The sequence below is a fragment of the Mycobacterium sp. E2497 genome (assembly GCF_001668695.1).
GTDB lineage: Bacteria > Actinomycetota > Actinomycetes > Mycobacteriales > Mycobacteriaceae > Mycobacterium.
Genome location: NZ_LZKD01000122.1, coordinates 1 through 21,292 on the forward strand (window position 1 = coordinate 1; position 21,292 = coordinate 21,292).

Genomic DNA, 21,292 nt, shown 5'->3' on the forward strand with positions numbered 1-21,292 from the left:
GTTGTCGAGACTGGACTTGATGAGGGCACGCGCCTGCGGCGCCGTCCGACAGCACTGGGCGAGAACGTCGCGCGCGGCTTCCATCAGGTCGTCGTGGGGAACCATCCGGGCGACCAGACCCCAGTCAACCGCCTCCTCGGCGGACAACACCCGGCCGGTGAACATCAAATCCCGCGTGCGAACAGGTCCGATCACCCTGGCGAGCATGTGGCTGTAATAGGTGTCCGCAATTCCGCGGTACAACTCGGGCACTCGGAACGTCGCCCGGTCGCTGACCACAGCCATGTCACTGCAAAGCGCGATCTGGAGTCCGCCACCCTGAGCGAGACCGTTCACAGCGGCGACGACGGGCTTTGCCGACTGGCGCAGAGTGTCGAACGGTGTGACGTCCATGCCCAACGTCGCGGCGAAGTCCATCCAATTGTCCTCGGCGCCTTGGGCGAGATCGCCGCCAGGGGCGAATACATCGCCTGTGCCGGTGATCAGCAGCCCCGCGAGGTTCTCGTCCGAATTGACCCGCGAGATGGCGTAGCGAATACCGAAGTACATCGCCGGAGTCATCGCATTGCGTGCCGCCGGGCGGTCGAGCACCAGGACCGCGAAGCCACCCTCGCGTTCGAATCTCAGAAAGGGCGTGCCCAGCCAGTCACCGTCAGGCGGGCGGGGGCTGAGTTCGTTGAGTTCGGCCGACATATCACTCCTCGATCGTTGAATTCCGCGTTGGGTCACTTGCTGAAAAACTTCAGCGGTCGCTCGACGAACTCGAACACCACGCCATCCGGTGACCGCAGAAACGCGATGTACAGCCCGTCGATCTTGGTTCCCGGTAGCGGGCACCACACCGGATCACCCACCTGTTCAACCGATTTCGGCACAGCCGCCAGCGCCTTCTCCACGTTCTCGACCCGCAGTGCGCAACGATACAGACCTTGACGGTTGCCGCCCCACGGCACCGGTGCGTCAGTCGCCGTTTCTGGATGCTGGACCACCGTGACGGCGAACCGCTGTCGGTCCTCGGGGAGCGCGAACCGCGCGACCAGACATTCGACCGAATCGGCAGAACCTCTGGGCGCCAATTGGTTAGCCGAAACCGGTACCGTCTTCGGCGCTTCCACTTCGACGAAGCCGATCGCCGTTAAAAACTCGGCGGTGGCGGGGGCGTCAATGGCCATGATCTGCACCCCGGAGAACAGGGCCCCGTCCGACGCATCCAGATCGCCTGGGGCCTGGGCCAACTCGACGACAACTCCGTCGGGATCGAGTGCGAGTACCGATTTCGCGTCCGAGATGAGCCCGTCAACCGGATCGCCGACCGATAGTCCCGAATCGCGCAAGGCCACAATCGCATTGTCCAGATCGGCGACCCACATGAGCGCCGCGCGAATGCCCGGTCTGGTCGGTTCGGTGCGTTCGTCGCGCGCCAGCGGCGGGGATTCGAACTCGATCGCCTCCAGCGCACAGCCGTTGCGTCCTCCCCGCGCATCGTAGAGGAACGCAGTGGAACAGTACGTTTCGTCGTCGATGCCGAGGATGGCGCCGTTGGTTGGCACCGTCGGGTCGGTGCGCATCCTCGCCGACAGTCCCAGAATGCCCGAGTAGAGTCGCTCGGTCGCGTCTAAGGACTCACAGTTCAGATTGACGTGCAGGAATCTGCGGGCCAGGTCATCGGATGCCACTACAGCACAACCGATTTGACTTTGAGATCGATGATGTCGTCCTCGCTGAAGCCCAGCTCGGCCAACAGCGCATCGGTGTGCTCGCCGTGTCCCGGCGCGCATCTCAATTCCAGAGGCGTCTCGTCGAACTGCACTGGGCTGCCCGCGAGCGCGAATTCATTGCCGTTGGCGTCGGTGGTGCGGGGCAGGTAACCGTTGGCCAGCACCTGTGGGTCGTCGTGGATCTCGCGCGCGGTGCGCATCACGTCCCACACGCCGTCGAAGCCCTTGAACGCCCCCTCCCAGTGCGCCAGGTCATGCTGGCCGATCGTCTTTCGCAGTTCGACGATGCACTCGGCGCGGTTTTGGAACCGCACCATGGCGTTGGCGAACCGCTCATCGGCGATCAGGTCGGGCCGCCCGAGTCGCGTGCAGAAGTCGGCCCAGAACCGGTCCGCCTGCAGCAGCACGAAGGCGAGATGGCGCCCGTCGCGCGTCTGGTAGATGCTGGCCACCGGATTGGGCATCTCCGCCAACTGGAACTTCGGGATGTCGTGTCCGGTGATGCCCGCGCCGACGATGTCGGGGCCCAACTGCCAGATCGCCGAACTGAGGAGCGACACGTCCACCACCGACGGCTCCCCCGTGCGTTCGCGCTTGTACAGTGCGCCCACGATGCCGGAGGCGATGGCAAACCCGCCATACACGTCGCCGAATGCGGGCCGCTGCACCGGCGGGTACGAGCCGTCACCGGCGGCGTAGGCCTCGCCGATCCCCCCACGTGCCCAATAGGCGGCCAAGTCGAAACCGCCCTGCGTCGCGAGGTCGCCCTTGGTTCCGTAGCCGTGGCCGCGGGCATAGATGATTTTCGGGTTGCGGGCGCGCACTTGCTCGACGTCGATGCCCATCCGCTGGCGCGAGTCCGGCAGCAGATTCGTCAGGAACACATCAGCGGTTTCGATGAGTTTCATCAACACCTCGAGACCCTCGGGGCTCGACGAGTCCAGGCCGATGCTGCGCTTGCCCCGGTTCGGCTGCTCGATGAAGTGGTTGACGCCCCCGGCGCCCGTGACGATCCCCGAGCTGATCAGCCCGCGCTGTGGATCACCGGTCTCCGGGTGCTCCACCTTGATGACATCGGCGCCCCAGTCGGCGAGCACTGCACCCGCTGCCGGGACGAAGCTCCACGCGGCGAGTTCGACTACGCGAACCCCATTGAGGATGTCGGTCATGCGAGGGGATATCCGATCGTCTTGGTTTGCAGGTACTGTTCGAAGCCCTCGTGGCCGTTCTGGCGCCCGATGCCACTCATCTTGTAGCCGCCGAACGGCGCGTCGGCGCCGTAATACATGCCGGTGTTGATCATCAGCGAGCCGGTGCGGATGCGACGCGCGACGGCCATGGCCCGCTCGGTGGAGCCCATGATGGCGCCGGCCAGACCGTAGCGGGAGTTGTTCGCCAACTCGACGGCGGCGTCGTCGCCGCCCTCGTACGGGGTGATCGAAAGGACCGGGCCGAAGACCTCCTCCTGGAAGATCGTGTGAGCCGGTTCGACGTCCGCAACGACCGTCGGCGCCACGAAGTAGCCGCGGTCCAATCCGTCCGGCACCCCCCCACCGACGGTGACGCGGCCACCCTCGCGCTTGGCGGCCTCGATGTAGTTGAGCACCCGGTCCCGCTGCTTGGCCGACACCAGCGGTCCGCAGAAGGTGTTCGGATCCGACGGGTCACCGACGCTGAGCGCACCGAAGGTGGCGGTGGCCACCTCGACGGCTTGCCCGTACAGCGAGCGCGGCACCAGCATTCGGGTGGCGAGCGCGCAGCCCTGGCCGGAATGCATCAGCGCGCCAATGCATCCGGGCAACGCCATGTCGAGATCGGCGTCGTCGAGCACCAGGTACGCCGACTTGCCGCCGAGTTCGAGCATGTTGCGCTTCATCGTGTCCGCGGACAGGCGCTGGATGAGCTTGCCCACCGCCGTCGAACCGGTGAAGGACACCATGTCGATCCGCGGATCGGTGGCGAGTACCTGAGCGACGTTGTTGTCGGACGCCGCAACGATGTTGACCACACCGGGCGGGATGTCGGTCTTCTCGGCGATGATCCGGCCCCACCGCAGCGCGCTCCACGGCGTCTCGATCGCCGGCTTGAGGACCATGGTGTTTCCGGTGGCCAGAATCTGGCCGACCTTGTTGCTGATGATCTCGAACGGGAAATTCCACGGGGTGATGGCTCCGACCACCCCCATCGCCTCCTTGACGACGACGCGGTTGTACGGAACCCCCATCTTGGCGTCCTGGTCGAGCATCCGCTCCCACGCGAACTTCGAGATGTACTCCGCGGGCCACCTCACCGCGTCGGCCAACGGCCACTCCAGTTGCGCGATATAGGTCATCCCCACCGTCGACCCGACCTCGGCGATCAGTTCGGCGCGGATGTCCTCCTTCTCCTCCTGCAACGCGTTGTGCAGCTGCAGCAGGCAGCGCTTCCGGAATTCGTGGTCGGTCGACCAGTCGGTGCTGTCGAATGCGCGCCGGGCGGCCGCGATCGCCTGTTCCATGTCCTCGGCGCCCGCATCCGTGCAGGTTCCGAGCACCTCTTCGGTCGCCGGGTTGACGTTGTCGACGGTCTTGCCCGTGGACGAGTCCCGCAGCCTGCCGTCAATATAGAGACGAGTTTCAGGGTTGAACTGGACGGTTGTTGCGTCAACCGGCGATGCCGTCATTGGCATTTCCTCCTGCTGGACTGTGGGCGCGGCCTAGTGTACCTCTTATAGATAACTGTTTAGCTGATTCGAGCCTAGGCTGGATCCCATTACTGAACAAGGGGTGCGCAGTGCTTGACGCCGTCGACGACACCGGGAGCGGTGTCGACTACGTGTCGCAGGTCGCGATCTTCCGCCAAGATCTACGCCAGTATCTGCGCAGCCTCGACTGCGCCGACGAATGGCGCGCCGCTGCGTACGCGACCGCCGAGGACGGGCTCGAGCATGATGCGGCGGTAATGGCACGGTTGCACGCCGATGGCTGGAACCGCTACGGCTGGCCCGAGGTGGCCGGTGGCTTGGGCGGCAACGAGATTCACCGTGCCGTCCTCTACGAGGAACTCGCGAACGCCATGCTTCCGATCCCGGCGCAGGCGTGGACCTTGGAGGTGATGGGCCCGGCGATCCTGAAGTTCGCCCCACACCTGGCCGGCGAGTACCTTCCCCGCTACCTCGACGGCACCGAATGGTGGGGACAGGGCTTTTCCGAGCCGGAGTCCGGCAGCGACCTGGCCTCCCTGCGCACCCGGGCGACCGACGACGGCGAGGGGGGATTTGTCGTCAACGGCCAGAAGATCTGGACTTCTCAAGGCGGCACGGCCAAGCGGCTCTGCGTCCTCGTCCGCACCGGGTCGCCGGAGAGCAGACACCGCGGCCTGACGATGATGCTGATCGACACGGACGCACCCGGCGTGACGGTGCGGCCGATCGCGTTGGCCAGCGGGCGGCGCGAACTCGCCGAGGTGTTCTTCGACGACGTCCGGGTGCTACCGGAACGGCTGGTCGGCGAGGTCGGCGCCGGCTGGGCCGTGACGATGTTCCTGATGCAGTACGAGCGCGGCATGTACGGCTACGCGGCGCTGAACAAGGTGCTGATGGAGTTGGGACGGCTGCGCGAATACATGGTCGCCCGTGGGACGGGTTCGGCCGAGCGGGAACGGTTCGCGCGCGTCTATGTCGACGTCATCACGGCGCAGGCGCGTGCCGCCACCACCGTGCGCAAGCTGGCCGCCGGCGAGTCCGTGGGCCCCGAGAGCAGCATCGACAAGCTGCTCTGCAGCGAGGCCGAGCGCGCGGTCAACGACCTGATCCTTGACGTCGCGCGAGACCACATGATGGTCGGCACCGGGGGTGGCACCGCCGAGCTCGACACCGCCCGCGCGGAGTGGTGGTACTCGCGGGCCGCCACGATCATGGGCGGCACCGCCGAGGTTCAGCGCGGGCTCATCGCCGACCACATTCTCGGGTTGCCGAAGGAAAGGCGCGCATCGTGACCCTGCGCATGCGAGGGGCAAATCCAACCGACGAATCGTGGCCCATGATCGAAGAGGCGGTTTTCCGCCTGTTCGAGGAAATCGCGGCCAAGCAGGACCATGTCGCCATCGGTCCGCTGCTGGCCGAGCTCGGCTGGTCGGACATTGAATCCGAATACCCGGTGGACGCGTGTGCGCTGTTGTTCCGGGCGCAGGGGCGGACCCTGGCGCTGACCGACGCGCTGGACCGCGTCATGCTGGCCGAACTGGCGTCGTTGGTGGATTCGCCGGTTGATGCCGTCGTGCTGCCCGCGCTGTCCCACGGGTCCACGCCCAGTTCGAACGAGGGTCACGTAAAAGGCATCCTGCTCGGTCCGCCACGCGGCCGCGTCCTGGTTCCGGTCTCTGGCGCCATGGGAACGGTCTCCGTCGCCGTCGTCGACGCCGACCAGCTGCGAAGTGAACGACTCGACACATTCGACGCAAGTGTGATCTGGAGTCACGTCGAGGGAGCCGCCGACGGCCACCTCATCGAGGCGTCAACCGAGTGGGGCCGCGCGATCGCGGCGGCGCATCGCTCGCTGGCGACCGAACTCGTGGCGTTGGCGGACCAGGCACTGCACATCGCCGTCGAACACGTCAGCGTCCGCGTCCAGTTCGGTTCGCCGATCGGCTCGTTGCAGTCCCCCCGCCATGCCCTGGCGGCTGCCGCGGCCAAATTGGAAGGCGCGCGGGCACTTCTCGAGGACTCGTGGCGCTACGGCGGGGTGTTGTCGGCCCAAGCCGCGAAGGTTGCAGCGGGTCGGGCACACCGCGGCGTCGCCGATGCCGTCTTGCAGGTGTGCGGGGCGGTCGGGTTGACCGCCGAACACGACCTCCATCGATACGTGAAGCGAGGCTTTCAGATCGATGCGCTGTGCGGCTCCTACTCGCAGCTGGAGTCGCTGCTGGGCGACCGCCTGTTCGACACCTTCGCGCCCGGACGCGCCCTTCCCGCGATCATCAACCTGGACTGAGGAATCATGCGCCGCAACATTTTCGACGAGGTACACGACGACTTCCGCGCCACCGCGCGGGAGTTCTTCGAGCGAGAGTGCGTTCCCAACGTGGAGAAGTGGGAACGCGACGGCAAGGTCAGCCGTGAGGCGTGGCTGGCCGCGGGCGAGCATGGTCTGATCGGCTGGGAGTTCGACGAGAAGTACGGCGGACTCGGTGTGAAGGACTTCCGGTTCAACCAGATCATCTCCGAGGAGATGTTCATGACCGGCTCCGTCGGCATCGGCCTCGGTGTCCAGAACGACATCCTGATGCCGTATCTCAACGGCTTGACCACCGAGGAACAGAAGGCGCGTTGGCTGCCGAAGTTCATCTCCGGGGAGTACATCGGTTCGATTGCGATGTCCGAGCCGGCGGCGGGGTCCGATCTTGCCGGCATCAAGACCACCGCCCGCGACGAGGGCGATCACTGGATCGTCAACGGGCAGAAGACGTTCATCAGCAACGGTCTGCTGTCGAAGCTCGTGCTCGCAGCGGTGAAGACCGATCCGGCGGCGGGGCGCAAAGGCATCAGCCTGCTGATGATCGAAGACGGTATGGAGGGTTTTACCCGCGGTCGCAAACTCGACAAGATCGGGCAGTTCTCCGCTGACACCGCAGAGTTGTTCTTCGACAACGTCAGAGTGCCGAAGGAGAACCTCGTGGGGGAGCTGAATCGCGGCTTCTATCATCTGGTGTCCAACCTGCCCTTCGAGCGAGTCGGTGTGGCCTGCTATGCGTTACCCGCAGCGCGGCGAGCACTCGAGCTCACCAAGGCTTATGCACTGGAGCGCACGGCCTTCGGCCAGCCGATCGGTACGTTCCAAGTCAACCGGCACTTCATCGCCGAGATGCAGGTGAAACTCGATGCCGCGCAGACGTATCTCGACCAGTGCGTGCTCGCGGTCAACGAGGGCGCCCTCTCCGACGCCGACGCGGCGGGCCTGAAATGGTGGACCTCCGAGGTGCAGTGGGAGATCCTCGATCGGTGCCTGCAGCTGCACGGCGGCTACGGCTACATCAACGAATACGAGGTGGCGCGGCTGTGGCGTGACTCGCGGGTGCAGCGGCTTTATGCGGGCACCACGGAGATCATGAAGGACCTGATGGGCCGCGCGATGGGCTTTTGACGATGAGCTTGCTCACTGAGGGTGCGCGCTGACGGCTTGGGCAGGCCCGGTCGGCTAACCTTCAAACAGTTAGTTGATTACGACTATCCGTGGAGGGTCGATATGGAGGTCACCAGCCTTCGCGAGCCGAAGATGGCCGATCGCGTGGCCACCGTGCTGCGCAGGATGTTCATCCGCGGCGAGATCGCCGAAGGGACGATGCTCCCCCCGGAGTCCGAACTCATGGAGCGGTTCGGCGTGTCACGGCCGACGTTGCGCGAGGCATTCCGCGTCCTCGAGTCGGAGTCGCTCATCGTCGTGCAGCGTGGCGTACGTGGCGGCGCCCGGGTCACCCGCCCGCGGCGCGAGACGCTTGCCCGTTATGCCGGAGTGATTCTCGAGTACGAGGGCGTGACGCTCAAAGACGTCTACGACGCGCGAATGGCTCTCGAGACGCCGATGGTCGTGCAGCTGGCCAAAGAGCGCAACGCAAAAGTGATCGCGGAGTTGGAGAAGATCGTCGAAGCCGAGGAGCAGTTGAAACCGGGCAGCGATGCCGTGGTCCAACTGACGGACTTCCACGCCGCCATCGCACGCCTGTCGGGCAACAAGACCTTGCAGATCGTCAGTGACATGCTGCATCACATCGTCGAGAAGGCGAATCGCTCGCTGCAGCCCACCGAAGGTGCTCGCGCAGAGCAGGCGGTCCGCCGGTCCGCGAAGACCCACCGCATGGTGCTGGACCTGATCAAGGCGGGCGAGGCCGAGAAGGCCGGCGAGCTGTGGAAGAAGCACCTGCAGAAGGCGGAGGAATTCGTGCTGACGGGTTCCGAATTGTCCACCGTCGTCGACCTTCTCGAATGACGGATGTGAGCCGGGACGCCGGCCATGACATCGAGACTCCGATCCATCTGCTTCGGCGGTTCGGGATCGAGGTATTGATCGCGGATCAGGAGTCCGCCGTCGTGGAGATGTCGATGCCGCTGGCGGGCATGCGCAATCCTTTCACCAATCTGCCGACCATCGGCCCACTCGGCGTGCTCATCGATGCGGTCAGCGGATTGTCCAACCACTTCCGGCATCGCGGCGCCGAGTGGACGGTGTCCACGGAATTGGCCATCGAGCTGAGTCCCGAGGGAAGCGAGCGGGCGACCGCGATCGGCGCTTCCCCCGTCGTCGCGTCCGGACGGCCGCTCGGCCCTCGCGACAGCGGGACAGCGCTTTCGGTGTGCACCCTGACGTGCGACGGCGTTGTCATCGGCGGGGGTACCGTGCGGTCGTACTACGTCGCGCCCGACGCGCTCGACCTGAGCGAGCCGACCGAGACGGTGGCCAAGAGTCACAACACCTCTCTGGCAGAACTCATGGCCGTGGAGCCCCTGCCGCCTGCCGACGCCGTGCGCGTCCTGCGCCAGCACGTAGACCCGTTCCTCAACAACGCCGTCGGCGTCATCAACGGCGGAGTCGCTTCGGCGGGACTCGAATTGGCCGCGTCCGCGGCCGTGAACACCGGTGGTGCGCCGATGCGCACCGCGTCGGTGCGGGTGAACTTTCTGCGTCCGTTCTACGCCGGCGACCGGTCTCGCTACGTAGCGGGGCCGCTGCGCATTGGGCGCAGCACCGCCGTCGCCGACGCACGCGCAATCGGAGACGACGGCAAGCCCGCGCTGACCGCCCGCGTCACCGCCTACCGCTAGCGACTACTTGTCATATTGTCGAGCGTGGGCCCTACGGACGAAAAGTGTTGGAAATGTGTCCATTTCCCCCACGTTCGACGTATTCACGAGCCGGACGAACGGCCCAAGGTGCTCGTGCCCATTTATGACTCACGGCAGTAGCGGCTATTTCTTGGATCGCGCACGGAAGGCGGCGACTCGCTCCTTGAACTCCGGTGTCGAGAACGACGTCAGTTCTTCGGCGAGGGCGTACTCCAGGACACCTTGAGCAGCCCGGGCAAGGTGCATGTTCAGCGCCACCTTCGATGACCGCAGAGCCTGCGGCGGCAGTGCGGCGAACCGCTCGCCGAGTGCCAGCGCCTCCTCGAGCACCGCGTCGTCGGGGACGACCTTGGTGACCAGATTCAGCTTCTCCGCGATCGACGCGGTGATCCGATCACCAAGCAGCACATACTCCTTGGCTTTCATCATGCCGATCAGCAGGGGCAGCATGGCTGCGCCGCCGTCCCCGGCAGTGAGCCCAACGGCGACGTGCGGGTCGGCCAAGTAGCTGTTCTCCCCCATCACCAGCAGGTCGGACAACAGGGCAATCGAACAACCCAGCCCCACCGCCGGTCCGTTGACCGCGGACACCAAGGGCTTCGGAAAGTTGATCACCTCGAGGAAGACGGTGCGGGCCTCGTGGATCTGAAACGCGCGCGCCACCTCGTCTTCGATGAGGCGGCCGAACATCACCATATCCCCGCCTGCCGAGAACGCCTTGCCGACACCGGTGGTCACGACGGCCTTGACGTCGACGTCGGCGTCGAGCACCTTCCAGATGGTGGCGAATGCGTGGTGCACCTCCTCGGTGACGGCGTTGAGCGCCTCCGGCCGGTTGATGCTCACGACGTGAACGTTGCCGCGCTTTTCCACCAGCAGCCATGGGGCGAACTGCTCGTAGCCGGCGAGGGTGGCGATGTCGGAAGCCGTCATGTGATTTCCCGTCAGTCTTTCTTGTTTGAAAGGATGGTCACCGCGGAGACCGCGGTTGGACCGCCGATGTTGTGCGCCAAGGCAAAACGGGCGCCGTCGACCTGATTCTCCGCCTGGCCGCGGAGCTGGTTGAACAGCTCGTAGCACTGCGCGACGCCGGTGGCGCCCGGCGGGTGTCCCTTGGCCTTCAAGCCGCCGCTGGGATTGATCGGTATCGAGCCGCCCACGTAATTCTCGCGCGCCTCGACCAGTTTGTATGCCTCGAACCTACTGGCGAAGCCGAGGTCCTCATAGCTGATCAGTTCCACCCCGGTGAAGCAATCGTGCACCTCGGCCACGTCGATGTCACTCGGCGTCACCCCCGCCATCCGCATAGCCGACTTCGCCGCCCGCACGGTCGGCGGAAAGGTGGTCATGTCCTGCTTGTGCTGATGCATCACCCGATCCATACCGATGCCCACCCCGCGCACCCACACCGGGCGATCCGTGTAGCGATCGACTACGTCCTCGGCAGCCAAGATAACCGCCGCCGCCCCGTCGCTCTGCGGTGTGCAGTCGTAGAGGCCGAAGGGTTCCACCACGATGGGTGCGGCGAGCGCCTTCTCAACACTGATCTCATAGCGCAGTTGGGCTTTGGGGTTTTTCAGCGCATGGAAGTGGTTCTTCACCGCGACCATGGCCATGTGTTCCTTGGTCGCCGGCGACTCGTGCAGATACCGGGTGACGTGCAGCGCGAAGTTCGCAGGAGCCACCAGACCGAGTGGGTAATCCCAGGCGTTGTCGCGGGTCATCGCCGCCCAGTCCCAGAAGGTGGTGTTGGAAGCGGTCTCGCGCACCTTGTCCGCCCCCACCACGAGGACCACGTCGTAGAAACCCGACGCGATGGCCATGGTCCCGTTGCGGATCGCGTCATTGCCTGTGGCACAGGCATTCTCGACGCGAGTGACGGGTATGTCGGTGAGGTCCAGGGTATCGGCGAGGATGCCCGACGGGAAGCCGTCGGTGGTCGAGAGCTCGCCGAACCACGCCGCCTCGATCTCGGACTTCTCGATGCCTTTGTCGACGTTGCCGACGGCTTCGGCGTAGGCCATCGGCACCAGGTCCTTGATGCCGAGTTCGAAATGTTCGGCGAACGGGGTCATGCCCGCACCGACGATGGCGACGTTCCTCATGCCTCGACTCCCGCTCGCTCCGGTCCTCGCTCGTTCCTCGCTGCGATCCTCACTCGCGCTCGTCTTCGGGTCCTCATGCGAGAATTCCTTCCTTGCTACGGCCGGGCCAGAACGCGTATCCGTAGTCGGGTATGCCGGCGCGGATGGCGATTCGTCGCAACACCACCGCACCGGACTGCCCGATCGTCGTCTCCCCCGCGGCAACCCCGGTCACCTTCATCAGCACCCGAACCGGGCTGTCGTCGAGTTGCACGACGGCCAACGAGTATGGGCTGGGGAGATCCGGCACCGGGATCCGAATGGTCGTGTGGGTGTAGACGGTGCCCGTTCGCGGCAACGGCTCCAGCCGGTATTCGGCGGCGAGGACACCGGAATTGTCCACGCGGACGCGGGGCGGGAACTGCGGGGCGGAATCGACGCCGGGCCGTTCGTCGAATATGGCCGCTTCCCAACGGATCTTCGGCTCGAATGCACGGCTGTACGCCGGCAGGGAGATGGGAATGCCCACCCCCTCGGCGATCCGACTGGCGGGAAGCTCGCGAGCGGGCACCTCATCGCGGACAATCCGCGGTCCGGGCGCGCCGCTGAGTTCCGCCACGCTCATCGTCGACTGTTCCGCCGCGAACACCAGGCCGGATGTGCCGCTGCCGATCGCCTCGGCGATCACCCTGATGACCCCGGCGGCCGACACCCCAGGGTCCTCCACGGCCGCCTTCGCGTCGACTTGACGACCGAGTTGCGCGGCCGGAACGCCCGCCACAGCGGCCACGACGGGGACGCCCGCCAACCCGAGTCGGCTCATGGTGCCGCGGATTCCGATCTCACGCTGCAGGCGCGGGTCGGCGTAGGAATGACGCCTGCCGTCGTCACCGCGCGCCACCAGTGGCAGGCTCCTCGTCTGACGCCCGACCACGCACAAAGTGGGTTCGCCGTCGCCGGTCAACACGGCAGCCGCGCCTACCGCCGCGCCGTTGTCGTCGGCCGCAATCACCAGCGTGCCGGGCGACGCCGTCACGATCTGGTCCAGGACAGCCGGCGCGCCGCCGAGCACCTCCGCGATCGGCGTATCAGCCGGCAGTGACAGCGCGGCCAGCAGGACCGCACCGTTGCCGCCTTCGATAAGCGGAAAGTCGCGGGAGACCAGGACCACGCGACGGGCAACAGCATCAGGGTCGGTCGCCCGGCCGGCCGCCACAGCCATGGTGAGCGCGTCCTCGTCTGGTCCCTTGACCCGACGGTCGCCCTTGCACCACGGCGGCGCGTAGGTGCCGATCGAGATGACGTGGGTCATGGTGCCTCGCTCCTGTGCGACGGGGCCGCCGCGGTCGTCCATCGAATGAGATATATAGTTATAGCATTCAACGGTACATGTCCGCGCCCGCCGGGCGAGAGGAGCTCAAGACGGTGGACAGATCGGGTTCTCACACGCTGAAGGACCGCGTTCTGGTGGTGACCGGTGCCAGCCGTGGCATCGGCCGCGCGATGGCGATACGGGCGGCTGCCGACGGCGCCGCCGTTGCTCTACTGGCGAAGACCGATGCCCCGAACGCCAAGCTGCCCGGCACCCTCGGCGAGTCGGCCGACGCGGTTCGCGAGGCCGGCGGCCGGCCATTGCAGGTCGTGTGCGACGTCCGTGATCCGGAAGCGGTGGCAACGGCCGTGGCGGACGTGGCAGAGGCGTTCGGCGGGATCGACGCCGTGGTCAACAACGCGGGCGCACTGGATCTGCGGAACACCTCGAAGCTGCCTGCCAAGAATTTCCGCCGTCTGCTGGAGATCAATGTCGAAGGGCCCTTCGCGGTAGTGCAGGCGGCGCTGCCATACCTGCGGCAGTCCGACAACGCCCACATCGTCAACGTCTCGCCTCCGGTGAATCTCGAGCCACGCTGGGTAGGCGCACACGTCGGCCACACGGTCGGCAAGTACGCCGAAAGCCTGTTGACGCTCGGCTGGGCCGCGGAATTCGCGTCGGTACCCATCGCGGTGAACTCGCTGTGGCCAGCGGTCACTGTGGCCAGCACGGGGATGATCGTCGCGATGGGCGACGGAGTGCGCGCGCAAGCGCGAGACCCACGAATCATGGCCGACGCGCTGCACGCCTTGATCACCCGGCCCGCCGATTGCACCGGCCACTTCTACACCGACGAGGAGGTACTGCGCGAGGAAGGCATCGACGACTTCGCCGGCTATCGACTCGCCGCTCACGAGGATGACCTGGCGCCCAACTTTTATCTGCCGTCCACGCCGCTGCCGACGGTTTAGATTGAACCGTGATTCAATTCGACGCGCTGCGCGCCAACGAACCCGAGCTCGCCAAGCTCCGTGCATCGGTACGGGAGTTCCTGCAGGCTGACCGGGCGGAATACGGCTGGGTGCCCGACGTCGACTCCTGGCTGGGACAGTGGGACGAGGGGTTCAGTGCGCGCCTCGGCGCGGCCGGTCTTGTCGGGCTGATCATCCCCGAGAAGTACGGCGGGCGAGGGATGACCCACCTCCACCGCTACGTGGTGACCGAGGAATTGCTGGCCGCGGGTGCCCCGATCGCCGCACACTGGGTCGCCGACCGACAGGTCGTTCCCGGATTGCTGGCCTATGGCAGCGAGGAGCAGCGCCAGCGGCTGCTGCCACGCATCGCCGCCGGAACTTTCTACTCCTCCATCGGCATGAGCGAACACGGCGCCGGCTCCGACCTCGCAGCCGTACAGACCAAGGCGACCAAGACCGACGGCGGCTGGCTGCTCACCGGTACCAAGGTCTGGACGAGTGGGGCACACCACGCCCATCAGGTTGTGGTGCTCGCCAGGACGAGTCCACCGGACCCGCAACGACGGCACGCAGGCTTCAGCCAGTTCCTGGTTCCCTGTGACGCCGAGGGCGTGCGAATCGAACCGATCTTGCTGATGAACGGCGACCATCATTTCAACGAAGTCGCCTTCGAAGACGTCTTCGTGCCGGACGGCGATGTGCTGGGCGAGGTCGGCAAGGGATGGCACCAGGTGACCGCGGAACTGTCCTTCGAGCGCAGCGGGCCCGAACGGATCCTGTCGACCGCACCGCTGATCATGGCGGCGATCCGGCTGTTGAGCAACTCTGGCGACACCGATGACACCACCGCCGGCATCGTCGGAAACCTTCTGGGACGGCTGATCTCGTTGCGGCAGCTGTCGGTGTGGGTGGCACGCACGCTCAGCGAGAACAAGGACGCGGCGAACCAGGCGGCGCTGGTCAAGGACCTCGGCACCCGGTTCGAGCAAGAGTCGATCGAGGTGATCACCGACGTGCTCGACCAAATGACGCCCACACCGGAACTGGCCGCGCTGACGGCCAGCGCGGCGCTGCACAAGCCTCTGTTCACCTTGCGCGGTGGCACTAACGAAGTGTTACGCGGCGTCGTCGCACGCGGAATGGGGCTGCGGTGACGGCGTTTTCGAAGGGCGTATTCGGCACCGACACCGCCGACGACGAACATGCCGACCTGCGGCAGCTGGTCGACGACATCGGGCGGCGATCGTTCGATGCCCGGATCGGTCAGCGCAGAATTCCCGAGCAATTCGACGCGCAGCTGTGGCGCAACCTCGAGGACACGGGGCTGGCCCGGTTGACGAGCACCGCGGATCTGGGCGCGGGGCCAGCTGAGCTCGCCATCGCACTGTCCGGCATCGCCCGGCACACGGGCGCGGTCCCGTTAGCCGAAACCGACGCTCTGGCAGGCTGGCTCGGAAACCGGGCGGGCATCGAACTGCCGGAAGGACCACTCACCGTCGCGATCGCCGACGCGGACGCTGCTGGGGGGCGCGTCTGCGGAACGGCGAGTGACGTTCCGTGGGCTCGCGCATGCGCGGCTGTGCTGTTGGTCGCGCGAGGCCCCGACGAGGCGCGCGTGGGCGTCGTCGACATCCATGCCGCCCAGCTGGCCGAGGGCCACAACCTGGCCGGAGAGCCACGCGATCGACTGACCTTCGACGTAGCCGCCGGCGAGCTCGCCGTCGTCGAACCGGCCGTCGCCGACGAGTTGTCGCTGCGCGGCTCATGGTGTCGCTGCGTACAGATCATCGGGGCACTCGATGCCGCCGCAGCGATGTCAGTGGCGCACACCGCGGAACGAATCCAATTCGGCCGGCCGCTGAGCAAGTTCCAGTCCGTCCAGCATGCTCTTGCCGCGATGGCCGGCGAAATCGAACGCGCTCGAGCCGCCGCCACCCTGGCCGTCGCGGCCGCCGCCGAATATGGCTTCAGTTGTCGCGAAACCGAATACGCGGTTGCCGTCGCACGCGTGGCCGTCGGACGGGCCGTCACACCGGTCACGACCATCGCCCACCAGCTTCACGGCGCCATCGGCGTCACCGCCGAACATCCGTTGTCGGCCGTGACACTGCGCGCACAGAGCTGGAGCAGCGACTACGGCACCACGGCCGGCTACGCGCGCCGGCTCGGGCGGATGGCCCTGAGCGCTCCCGATCCGTGGGATCTGGTAATCGGCAATTTGTGACCGGTGCAGTCAACTCAGAAGGAGAACCAGTGACAGTCGAGAAATTCAAGGGTGCGTCCGCGATCGTGAGCGGAGGCGCGGGCGGCCTCGGTGAGGCCACGGTGCGGCGATTGCACGCCGAGGGCCTGGGCGTGGTGATCGCCGACTTGGCCGCCGACAAGGGCAAGGCGCTCGCTGACGAGTTGGGCAACCGCGCCACCTTCGTCAGCACGGACGTGACGAGCGAAGACTCGGTCTCCGGAGCGATCGAACAAGCCAACCAACTCGGTCAGCTCCGGTATGCCGTCGTCGCACACGGTGGATTCGGCGTCGCACAACGCATCGTGCAGCGCGACGGCAGCCCGGCCGATCTTGCGGGCTTCACCAAAACCATCGACCTCTATCTGAACGGGACCTACAACGTTGCCCGGCTTGTCGCGGCTTACATCGCGGCGGCGGAGCCGCAGGCCGACGGCGAACGCGGCGCGCTGGTGCTCACGGCGTCCATCGCCGGTTACGAGGGTCAGATCGGTCAAACCGCTTACGCCGCCGCGAAAGCCGGCGTGATCGGACTGACGATCGCCGCTGCGCGCGACCTCAGCTCCGCCGCCATTCGGGTGAACACGATCGCCCCCGGGACAATGAAGACGCCGATCATGGAGTCGGTCGGCGAAGAGGCGATCGCGAAGTTCGCCGCGAACGTGCCGTTCCCCAAACGCCTCGGGGCTCCTGCCGAGTTCGCCGACGCGGCGGTCTTCCTGCTGACCAACGGGTACGTCAACGGTGAGGTGATGCGCCTTGACGGCGCACAACGCTTCACTCCGCGTTGACTTCTCGCGGCCGCCCATTCCCGGGTGCGCCCATCCTTGAATTATCAAAATAGTTGTATATTTCCGCGCCGGGCGCGTAGCATGCTTTCGTGGCGCGGGTCACACCGTGCACGAACCGTGCGGCACGTTCAGGGCAATCGATGGTAACGAGGGGAGCAATTCATGGGCTTGCTCGACGGTCGGGTCGTCTTCATCACCGGCGCGGCCCGTGGACAGGGACGGTCACACGCCGTCATGTGCGCGGAAGAGGGCGCGAACATCGTCGGTGTGGACATCTGCCACGACCTCGACGTCGTGCCCTACAAGCTCGGCACCCTCGAGGACCTGGAGGAAACTGCCCGCCTCGTCGAAAAGACTGGCCAGCAAATGCTTTTCGCGCAGGCCGACGTGCGCGACAAAGCTGCGCTGCAGACGGCCTTCGACACGGGCGTGGAAAAATTCGGCCACATCGACACGGTGATCGCCAACGCGGGAGTCGTCCTCACCAATATCGATGAGGTGGACGCCTCCGAGGCGCTGCGGGTCGGGATCGACATCATGCAAATCGGCGTGTGGAACGCGTTCCAGGTCGCCATCCCGCACATGAAGGAACGTGGCGAGGGCGGCAACCTCGTCGCGACCAGTTCGATGGCGGCGTTACTCGACATGACCGACGGCCGTGGCGGTTCGGACGCCTATGTCATGGCGAAGCTGGCGATCACCGGTTTGGTGCGCGCGTATGCGAATTTGCTCGCAGCCGACCGGATCCGCGTCAACGCTGTTGCCCCGACCAACTGTGTCACGCCGATGATCACGGAGAACCCCGCGCTGTTCAAGGTCATTGAAGCGTATCCGCACCTGGCGAATTCGATGCAGACGGCGCTGCCCGACTTGCCGATGATCGAGCCCAGAGACGTAAGCAACGCCATTGTGTTCCTGATCTCCGATCTGGGTCGGTCGTTCACCGGAAGCCTGCTCAAGGTCGACGCCGGCATGGACGTCCGCCGCTAGGGACGACGTTCGTGGACTACGGAATTCGGGGGAAGTCGGCGCTGGTGGTCGGCGGGAGCAAGGGCATCGGTTTCGAGGTCGCGCGGATGCTTGCGGCCGAGGGGTGTCGGGTTTCGGTGCTGGCGAGGACAAAGGCCGACGTCGATGCCGCCGTGCAAGAGATCCGGCGCGAGGAGGGCGCGGCCGTCGGTGTGTGCGCCGACGTCAGTGAGCCAGAGGCGCTCGACGACGCGATCCGCCACGTCGACAACGAGTACGGGCCGCCGCTGATCGTCATCGGACAAGCCATCTACCAGCGTCCCGGCGACTTCGCCGATATCGAAGACCTGAACGCCTATCGCGAGTCGTTCGAGGCGTACACAATGAGCCAGATCTTCCTGCTCCGCGCGGTCCTCCCCGCGATGCGGGAAGCGGGCTGGGGCCGCTTTGTGCACATCGGTTCCGCGACTGCCAAGGAGCCGACGGGAAACATCCATCATGTGGTCGCCAACGCCACCCGGCCCTCCACGATCGGGTTGCTCAAAACTGTGTCCGACGAGTACGCCCGTTACGGCATCACGGTCAACACCGTAGCCCCGGGGTGGATCGAGACCGACAACGCGATCGCTTATCTCGAGAAGAACATTGGCATCGCCGACGAAAAGCAGCGCCGCGACTTCATGCTGACACAGGCCCGCGTTCCCGCGGCACGAATGGGCAGACCTCGCGAAATCGCGTCACTCATCGCGTATTTGTGTTCGGATGCCGCGGGTTACATCACCGGGGCGTGGATCGAGGTCGACGGTGGACTGCATCGATCGGCATTCTGAGGACGGGAGACGACCATGAGCACCGACCAGCAGGAACGAACAATCGCCGGCGTGGCCAAACTCGAATGGGCGAAACTGCCGATGGGCGCCGACCGCGGAGTCGGCTGGAAGACGGTGCGCGACGCCGGACCCGTGGTGTACATGGACGGGTGGTACTACCTGACCCGACGGGAGGATGTCCTCACGGCGCTGCGCGATCCAGGCACCTTCTCGTCGAAGAAGGCGTTCGACGAGCTGGGCAGCCCCCTGCCACTGGTCCCCATCTCATTCGACCCGCCCGAGCACACCCGATTCCGGAAGATCCTGCAGCCGTTCTTCAGCCCGCACACGCTCAAGGGCATGCTGCCCTCGCTGCAGAAGCAGGCGATCTCCATCGTCGACGCGGCCGCAGGTAAGCACGAGTGCGACGTCATGGCCGATATCGCGATCCCCTACCCGTCGCAGGTATTCCTCACCCTGTTCGGCCTGCCGCTGCAGGACCGCGACCGCCTGATCGCGTGGAAGGACAACGTGATCGCGCTGTCGGAGCTGCCGTCGATGGAGGGCGCCGACCTCGCCCCCGCGCTCGAATTGGTCACCTACGTCTCGGAGGCGATCAACGAGCGCCGCCAGAATCCGGGGAACGACCTGCTATCGCAGGTGCTCACCGGCGACGACCCGCTCGACGACGCCGAAGCGATCGGGCTGAGCTTCCTCTTCGTCCTCGCGGGCCTCGACACCGTCACCGCGTCGATGGGCTTTGCCCTTTTGGAATTGGCACGCAACCCCAAACTTCGGCGGACACTGCGGGACAACCCTGACGAGATCCGTGTTTTCGTCGAGGAGATGGTCAGACTGGAGCCGCCCGCCCCCATCGTGCCGCGAGTGACCACCCGGGAAGTGACGATCGGCGGCGTGACACTTCCGGCCGACACACGGCTGCGCCTGTGTCTGGCGGCTATCAATCGCGACGACAGTGACGAGATCTCGGCCAACGACGTGGTCATGGATGGAAAGATTCATCCGCACTGGGGATTCGGCGGCGGCCCGCACCGCTGCCTCGGCTCCCATCTGGCGCGAATGGAGCTGAGCCTGATCGTCGAGGAATGGCTGAAGCGGGTTCCCGAATTCGACCTGGCCCCGGGTTGCGAGCCCGAGATCGTCTTTCCGGCAAACACTTTCGCGCTCGGCTCGTTATTATTGAGGTACTGACCGGTGGCCACCTCAAACACACCCCACACCGTCGCGGTGGTGTGCGTCGAATGCCAGAACGGTGTGCTCGGACCCGAATCGGTACTCCCGCAGCTCGCCGCGGACAGCGCGGCGCTCGTCGGGAAGCTCAGCCAACTCCTCGACGCTGCGCGGGTATCCGGTGTCAGGGTCGTCCATGCCACCTATGAAGGCACGCTGGGCGGCGGGCACCCGGGTACCGCACGGATTTGGCGGGTACTGGGACCAGCTACTGCGGCATGGGCGCCCGGTTCCTCGGAAACTCAGGTGCTCTCCGAGCTGTTCGCGCCGACCGACCTGGTGCTGCCCCGTCACCATGGCTTGTTTCCCACCATGGATTCCGAGCTGTTGCCGGTCCTCAGGGGTCTCGGCGTGCGGACGATCGTTCTCACCGGTGTCTCGTTGAACCTCGCACTCCCGATCTCGGCCGGACACATCACTCAGGCCGGCTTCGAGCTCGTGGTCCCACGTGACGCCGTTGCGGGTACACCGGCCGAATACGGAGATCAGGTTCTGGACAACACTATTGCTGTACTTGGCCGGTTAACCACCGTGGACGACCTCATCGGAGAATGGGCCGCCGGCACCAGCTGAGCGGTTGAAATGCCTTCTGTGATAAGCCTTTGACTTAGATGGGATCGAAGGCAGAGATCAGCCAGTGGCCGTCGCTCTTGTCGAGAGTCACTCGCACAGCGGACGCGGTATCGGTAGGGGCATCATTGCCGACGGTCACGCTCTGATTGACGAACACCAGGGCTACCGCATGGTTGGGGCTCGCCGACACCGAGGCGGCGGCGGGAACGGTCGCGATTGACGCGATGTGGTCTTTCTTGGCACCGGGTATCACCACGTCGTGGATCAACTGGGCGTAGGAGTCCTTGAATTTCCCAGTGAGCCGGTCGCGGGCGACGCCCAGATCCTTCTCGACGCTGTCAGGCTGGTAGGACAGGATCGCTACGGTGGAATCCTTGGCGGCGGCGACCGACTCGATGCCAGCGACTGCTGATCCGCGGACCCAGGCGTCTTGCCACTTGAGATAACCGGCGGCGCCTGCAATCACCAACGGCAAGAGGGGCAGCACGCTGAAGGCCACCACACGTGACCATTGGATTCGACGCTTGAGCGCCGGTGGTTCAGCGCCTTCCGGATCCTCGGCATCGTCACCCTCGGCGGATTTTTCCGGTGATTCGTCAAGATCTTTGCTCTCGAGGGCGTCTTTAGCGTCACCGGTCTCCTCGGCCCCGTTGATGTCACGATCGGCCTGCGCAGTCGTCTCGTCGGCGACCTCCGCTTCGTCGTGCTCTGTGGCGAAATCGGATTCAACTCGCACTGCGATGCTCCCTTTTC

The 21,292-nt window shown here is 65.6% G+C and carries 21 protein-coding genes; 13 read left to right on the plus strand and 8 right to left on the minus strand.

Features of this window, described 5'->3' with window-relative positions:
- From A5713_RS09400 to A5713_RS09415, 4 genes are all read right to left on the minus strand, one after another.
- Positions 1 to 693: enoyl-CoA hydratase/isomerase family protein (locus tag A5713_RS09400; protein ID WP_068094852.1), on the minus strand; the 693-nt coding region annotated here is incomplete at its 3' end.
- 32 nt (positions 694 to 725) lie between these two features.
- Positions 726 to 1,676 (minus strand): VOC family protein, encoded by a 951-nt coding sequence (locus A5713_RS09405; RefSeq protein ID WP_068094855.1) that lies wholly within the window; start codon positions 1,674 to 1,676, stop codon positions 726 to 728.
- Positions 1,676 to 2,887: a CaiB/BaiF CoA-transferase family protein gene (locus A5713_RS09410; RefSeq protein WP_068094858.1), complete on the minus strand. Its 1,212-nt coding sequence runs from the start codon at positions 2,885 to 2,887 to the stop codon at positions 1,676 to 1,678. Before A5713_RS09410 ends, A5713_RS09405 begins: the two co-directional genes overlap by 1 nt.
- Positions 2,884 to 4,380 (minus strand): aldehyde dehydrogenase family protein, encoded by a 1,497-nt coding sequence (locus tag A5713_RS09415; protein WP_068094861.1) that lies wholly within the window; start codon positions 4,378 to 4,380, stop codon positions 2,884 to 2,886. The genes A5713_RS09410 and A5713_RS09415 overlap by 4 nt, the downstream gene beginning before the upstream one ends.
- A 152-nt stretch (positions 4,381 to 4,532) precedes the next feature.
- Between A5713_RS09415 and A5713_RS09420 the strand changes: the two genes are divergently transcribed.
- From A5713_RS09420 to A5713_RS09440, 5 genes are all read left to right on the plus strand, one after another.
- On the plus strand, positions 4,533 to 5,693 hold the full coding sequence (locus A5713_RS09420; protein ID WP_068094973.1) for an acyl-CoA dehydrogenase family protein: 1,161 nt from the start codon (positions 4,533 to 4,535) through the stop codon (positions 5,691 to 5,693).
- A gap of 44 nt (positions 5,694 to 5,737) precedes the next feature.
- The gene (locus tag A5713_RS09425; RefSeq protein ID WP_068094866.1) at positions 5,738 to 6,688 is read left to right on the plus strand and encodes an acyl-CoA dehydrogenase family protein; all 951 of its coding nucleotides are present in this window, start codon (positions 5,738 to 5,740) and stop codon (positions 6,686 to 6,688) included.
- Between the two features lie 6 nt (positions 6,689 to 6,694).
- On the plus strand, positions 6,695 to 7,837 hold the full coding sequence (locus A5713_RS09430) for an acyl-CoA dehydrogenase family protein (protein ID WP_068094873.1): 1,143 nt from the start codon (positions 6,695 to 6,697) through the stop codon (positions 7,835 to 7,837).
- A gap of 102 nt (positions 7,838 to 7,939) precedes the next feature.
- Positions 7,940 to 8,680: a FadR/GntR family transcriptional regulator gene (locus tag A5713_RS09435; RefSeq protein ID WP_068094875.1), complete on the plus strand. Its 741-nt coding sequence runs from the start codon at positions 7,940 to 7,942 to the stop codon at positions 8,678 to 8,680.
- Positions 8,677 to 9,513 (plus strand): PaaI family thioesterase, encoded by an 837-nt coding sequence (locus A5713_RS09440; protein ID WP_068094878.1) that lies wholly within the window; start codon positions 8,677 to 8,679, stop codon positions 9,511 to 9,513. Before A5713_RS09435 ends, A5713_RS09440 begins: the two co-directional genes overlap by 4 nt.
- A 144-nt stretch (positions 9,514 to 9,657) precedes the next feature.
- Here the strand turns inward: A5713_RS09440 and A5713_RS09445 are convergent, their stop codons facing one another.
- From A5713_RS09445 to A5713_RS09455, 3 genes are all read right to left on the minus strand, one after another.
- The gene (locus A5713_RS09445) at positions 9,658 to 10,467 is read right to left on the minus strand and encodes an enoyl-CoA hydratase/isomerase family protein (protein WP_068094880.1); all 810 of its coding nucleotides are present in this window, start codon (positions 10,465 to 10,467) and stop codon (positions 9,658 to 9,660) included.
- Positions 10,468 to 10,478: 11 nt separating this feature from the next.
- On the minus strand, positions 10,479 to 11,639 hold the full coding sequence (locus A5713_RS09450) for a beta-ketoacyl synthase N-terminal-like domain-containing protein (RefSeq protein ID WP_068094883.1): 1,161 nt from the start codon (positions 11,637 to 11,639) through the stop codon (positions 10,479 to 10,481).
- A gap of 73 nt (positions 11,640 to 11,712) precedes the next feature.
- On the minus strand, positions 11,713 to 12,930 hold the full coding sequence (locus tag A5713_RS09455; protein WP_068094976.1) for a Zn-ribbon domain-containing OB-fold protein: 1,218 nt from the start codon (positions 12,928 to 12,930) through the stop codon (positions 11,713 to 11,715).
- A gap of 77 nt (positions 12,931 to 13,007) precedes the next feature.
- Between A5713_RS09455 and A5713_RS09460 the strand changes: the two genes are divergently transcribed.
- From A5713_RS09460 to A5713_RS09495, 8 genes are all read left to right on the plus strand, one after another.
- On the plus strand, positions 13,008 to 13,901 hold the full coding sequence (locus A5713_RS09460; protein ID WP_068094885.1) for an SDR family oxidoreductase: 894 nt from the start codon (positions 13,008 to 13,010) through the stop codon (positions 13,899 to 13,901).
- Positions 13,902 to 13,909: 8 nt separating this feature from the next.
- A complete protein-coding gene (locus A5713_RS09465; RefSeq protein ID WP_068094888.1) occupies positions 13,910 to 15,058 on the plus strand; it encodes an acyl-CoA dehydrogenase family protein in 1,149 nt (382 codons plus the stop codon).
- Positions 15,055 to 16,128, plus strand: coding sequence for an acyl-CoA dehydrogenase family protein (locus A5713_RS09470; protein WP_068094893.1), 1,074 nt, complete (start codon positions 15,055 to 15,057; stop codon positions 16,126 to 16,128). Before A5713_RS09465 ends, A5713_RS09470 begins: the two co-directional genes overlap by 4 nt.
- A 29-nt stretch (positions 16,129 to 16,157) precedes the next feature.
- Complete coding sequence (locus A5713_RS09475; RefSeq protein ID WP_068094896.1) at positions 16,158 to 16,937, plus strand: SDR family oxidoreductase; 780 nt, start codon at positions 16,158 to 16,160, stop codon at positions 16,935 to 16,937.
- A 162-nt stretch (positions 16,938 to 17,099) separates the two neighbouring features.
- Positions 17,100 to 17,927: a mycofactocin-coupled SDR family oxidoreductase gene (locus A5713_RS09480; RefSeq protein ID WP_068094902.1), complete on the plus strand. Its 828-nt coding sequence runs from the start codon at positions 17,100 to 17,102 to the stop codon at positions 17,925 to 17,927.
- Positions 17,928 to 17,938: 11 nt separating this feature from the next.
- Positions 17,939 to 18,736 (plus strand): SDR family oxidoreductase, encoded by a 798-nt coding sequence (locus A5713_RS09485; protein ID WP_068094905.1) that lies wholly within the window; start codon positions 17,939 to 17,941, stop codon positions 18,734 to 18,736.
- A gap of 15 nt (positions 18,737 to 18,751) precedes the next feature.
- Positions 18,752 to 19,927: a cytochrome P450 gene (locus A5713_RS09490; RefSeq protein WP_068094909.1), complete on the plus strand. Its 1,176-nt coding sequence runs from the start codon at positions 18,752 to 18,754 to the stop codon at positions 19,925 to 19,927.
- Between the two features lie 63 nt (positions 19,928 to 19,990).
- On the plus strand, positions 19,991 to 20,539 hold the full coding sequence (locus A5713_RS09495; RefSeq protein WP_369804387.1) for an isochorismatase family protein: 549 nt from the start codon (positions 19,991 to 19,993) through the stop codon (positions 20,537 to 20,539).
- A gap of 34 nt (positions 20,540 to 20,573) precedes the next feature.
- Here A5713_RS09495 and A5713_RS09500 read toward each other — a convergent pair whose 3' ends face one another.
- Positions 20,574 to 21,275 (minus strand): hypothetical protein, encoded by a 702-nt coding sequence (locus A5713_RS09500; protein WP_068094914.1) that lies wholly within the window; start codon positions 21,273 to 21,275, stop codon positions 20,574 to 20,576.
- Between the last annotated feature and the right edge of the window lie 17 nt (positions 21,276 to 21,292).

Coding starts and splice junctions, on each gene's coding strand:
- A5713_RS09480 (WP_068094902.1), top strand. CDS start 17,100: ATGGGCTTGCTCGACGGTCGGGTCGTCTTCATCACCGGCGCGGCCCGT.
- A5713_RS09455 (WP_068094976.1), bottom strand. CDS start 12,930: ATGACCCACGTCATCTCGATCGGCACCTACGCGCCGCCGTGGTGCAAG.
- A5713_RS09490 (WP_068094909.1), top strand. CDS start 18,752: ATGAGCACCGACCAGCAGGAACGAACAATCGCCGGCGTGGCCAAACTC.
- A5713_RS09460 (WP_068094885.1), top strand. CDS start 13,008: ATGTCCGCGCCCGCCGGGCGAGAGGAGCTCAAGACGGTGGACAGATCG.
- A5713_RS09450 (WP_068094883.1), bottom strand. CDS start 11,639: ATGAGGAACGTCGCCATCGTCGGTGCGGGCATGACCCCGTTCGCCGAA.
- A5713_RS09430 (WP_068094873.1), top strand. CDS start 6,695: ATGCGCCGCAACATTTTCGACGAGGTACACGACGACTTCCGCGCCACC.
- A5713_RS09415 (WP_068094861.1), bottom strand. CDS start 4,380: ATGACGGCATCGCCGGTTGACGCAACAACCGTCCAGTTCAACCCTGAA.
- A5713_RS09425 (WP_068094866.1), top strand. CDS start 5,738: ATGATCGAAGAGGCGGTTTTCCGCCTGTTCGAGGAAATCGCGGCCAAG.
- A5713_RS09410 (WP_068094858.1), bottom strand. CDS start 2,887: ATGACCGACATCCTCAATGGGGTTCGCGTAGTCGAACTCGCCGCGTGG.
- A5713_RS09445 (WP_068094880.1), bottom strand. CDS start 10,467: ATGACGGCTTCCGACATCGCCACCCTCGCCGGCTACGAGCAGTTCGCC.
- A5713_RS09440 (WP_068094878.1), top strand. CDS start 8,677: ATGACGGATGTGAGCCGGGACGCCGGCCATGACATCGAGACTCCGATC.
- A5713_RS09435 (WP_068094875.1), top strand. CDS start 7,940: ATGGAGGTCACCAGCCTTCGCGAGCCGAAGATGGCCGATCGCGTGGCC.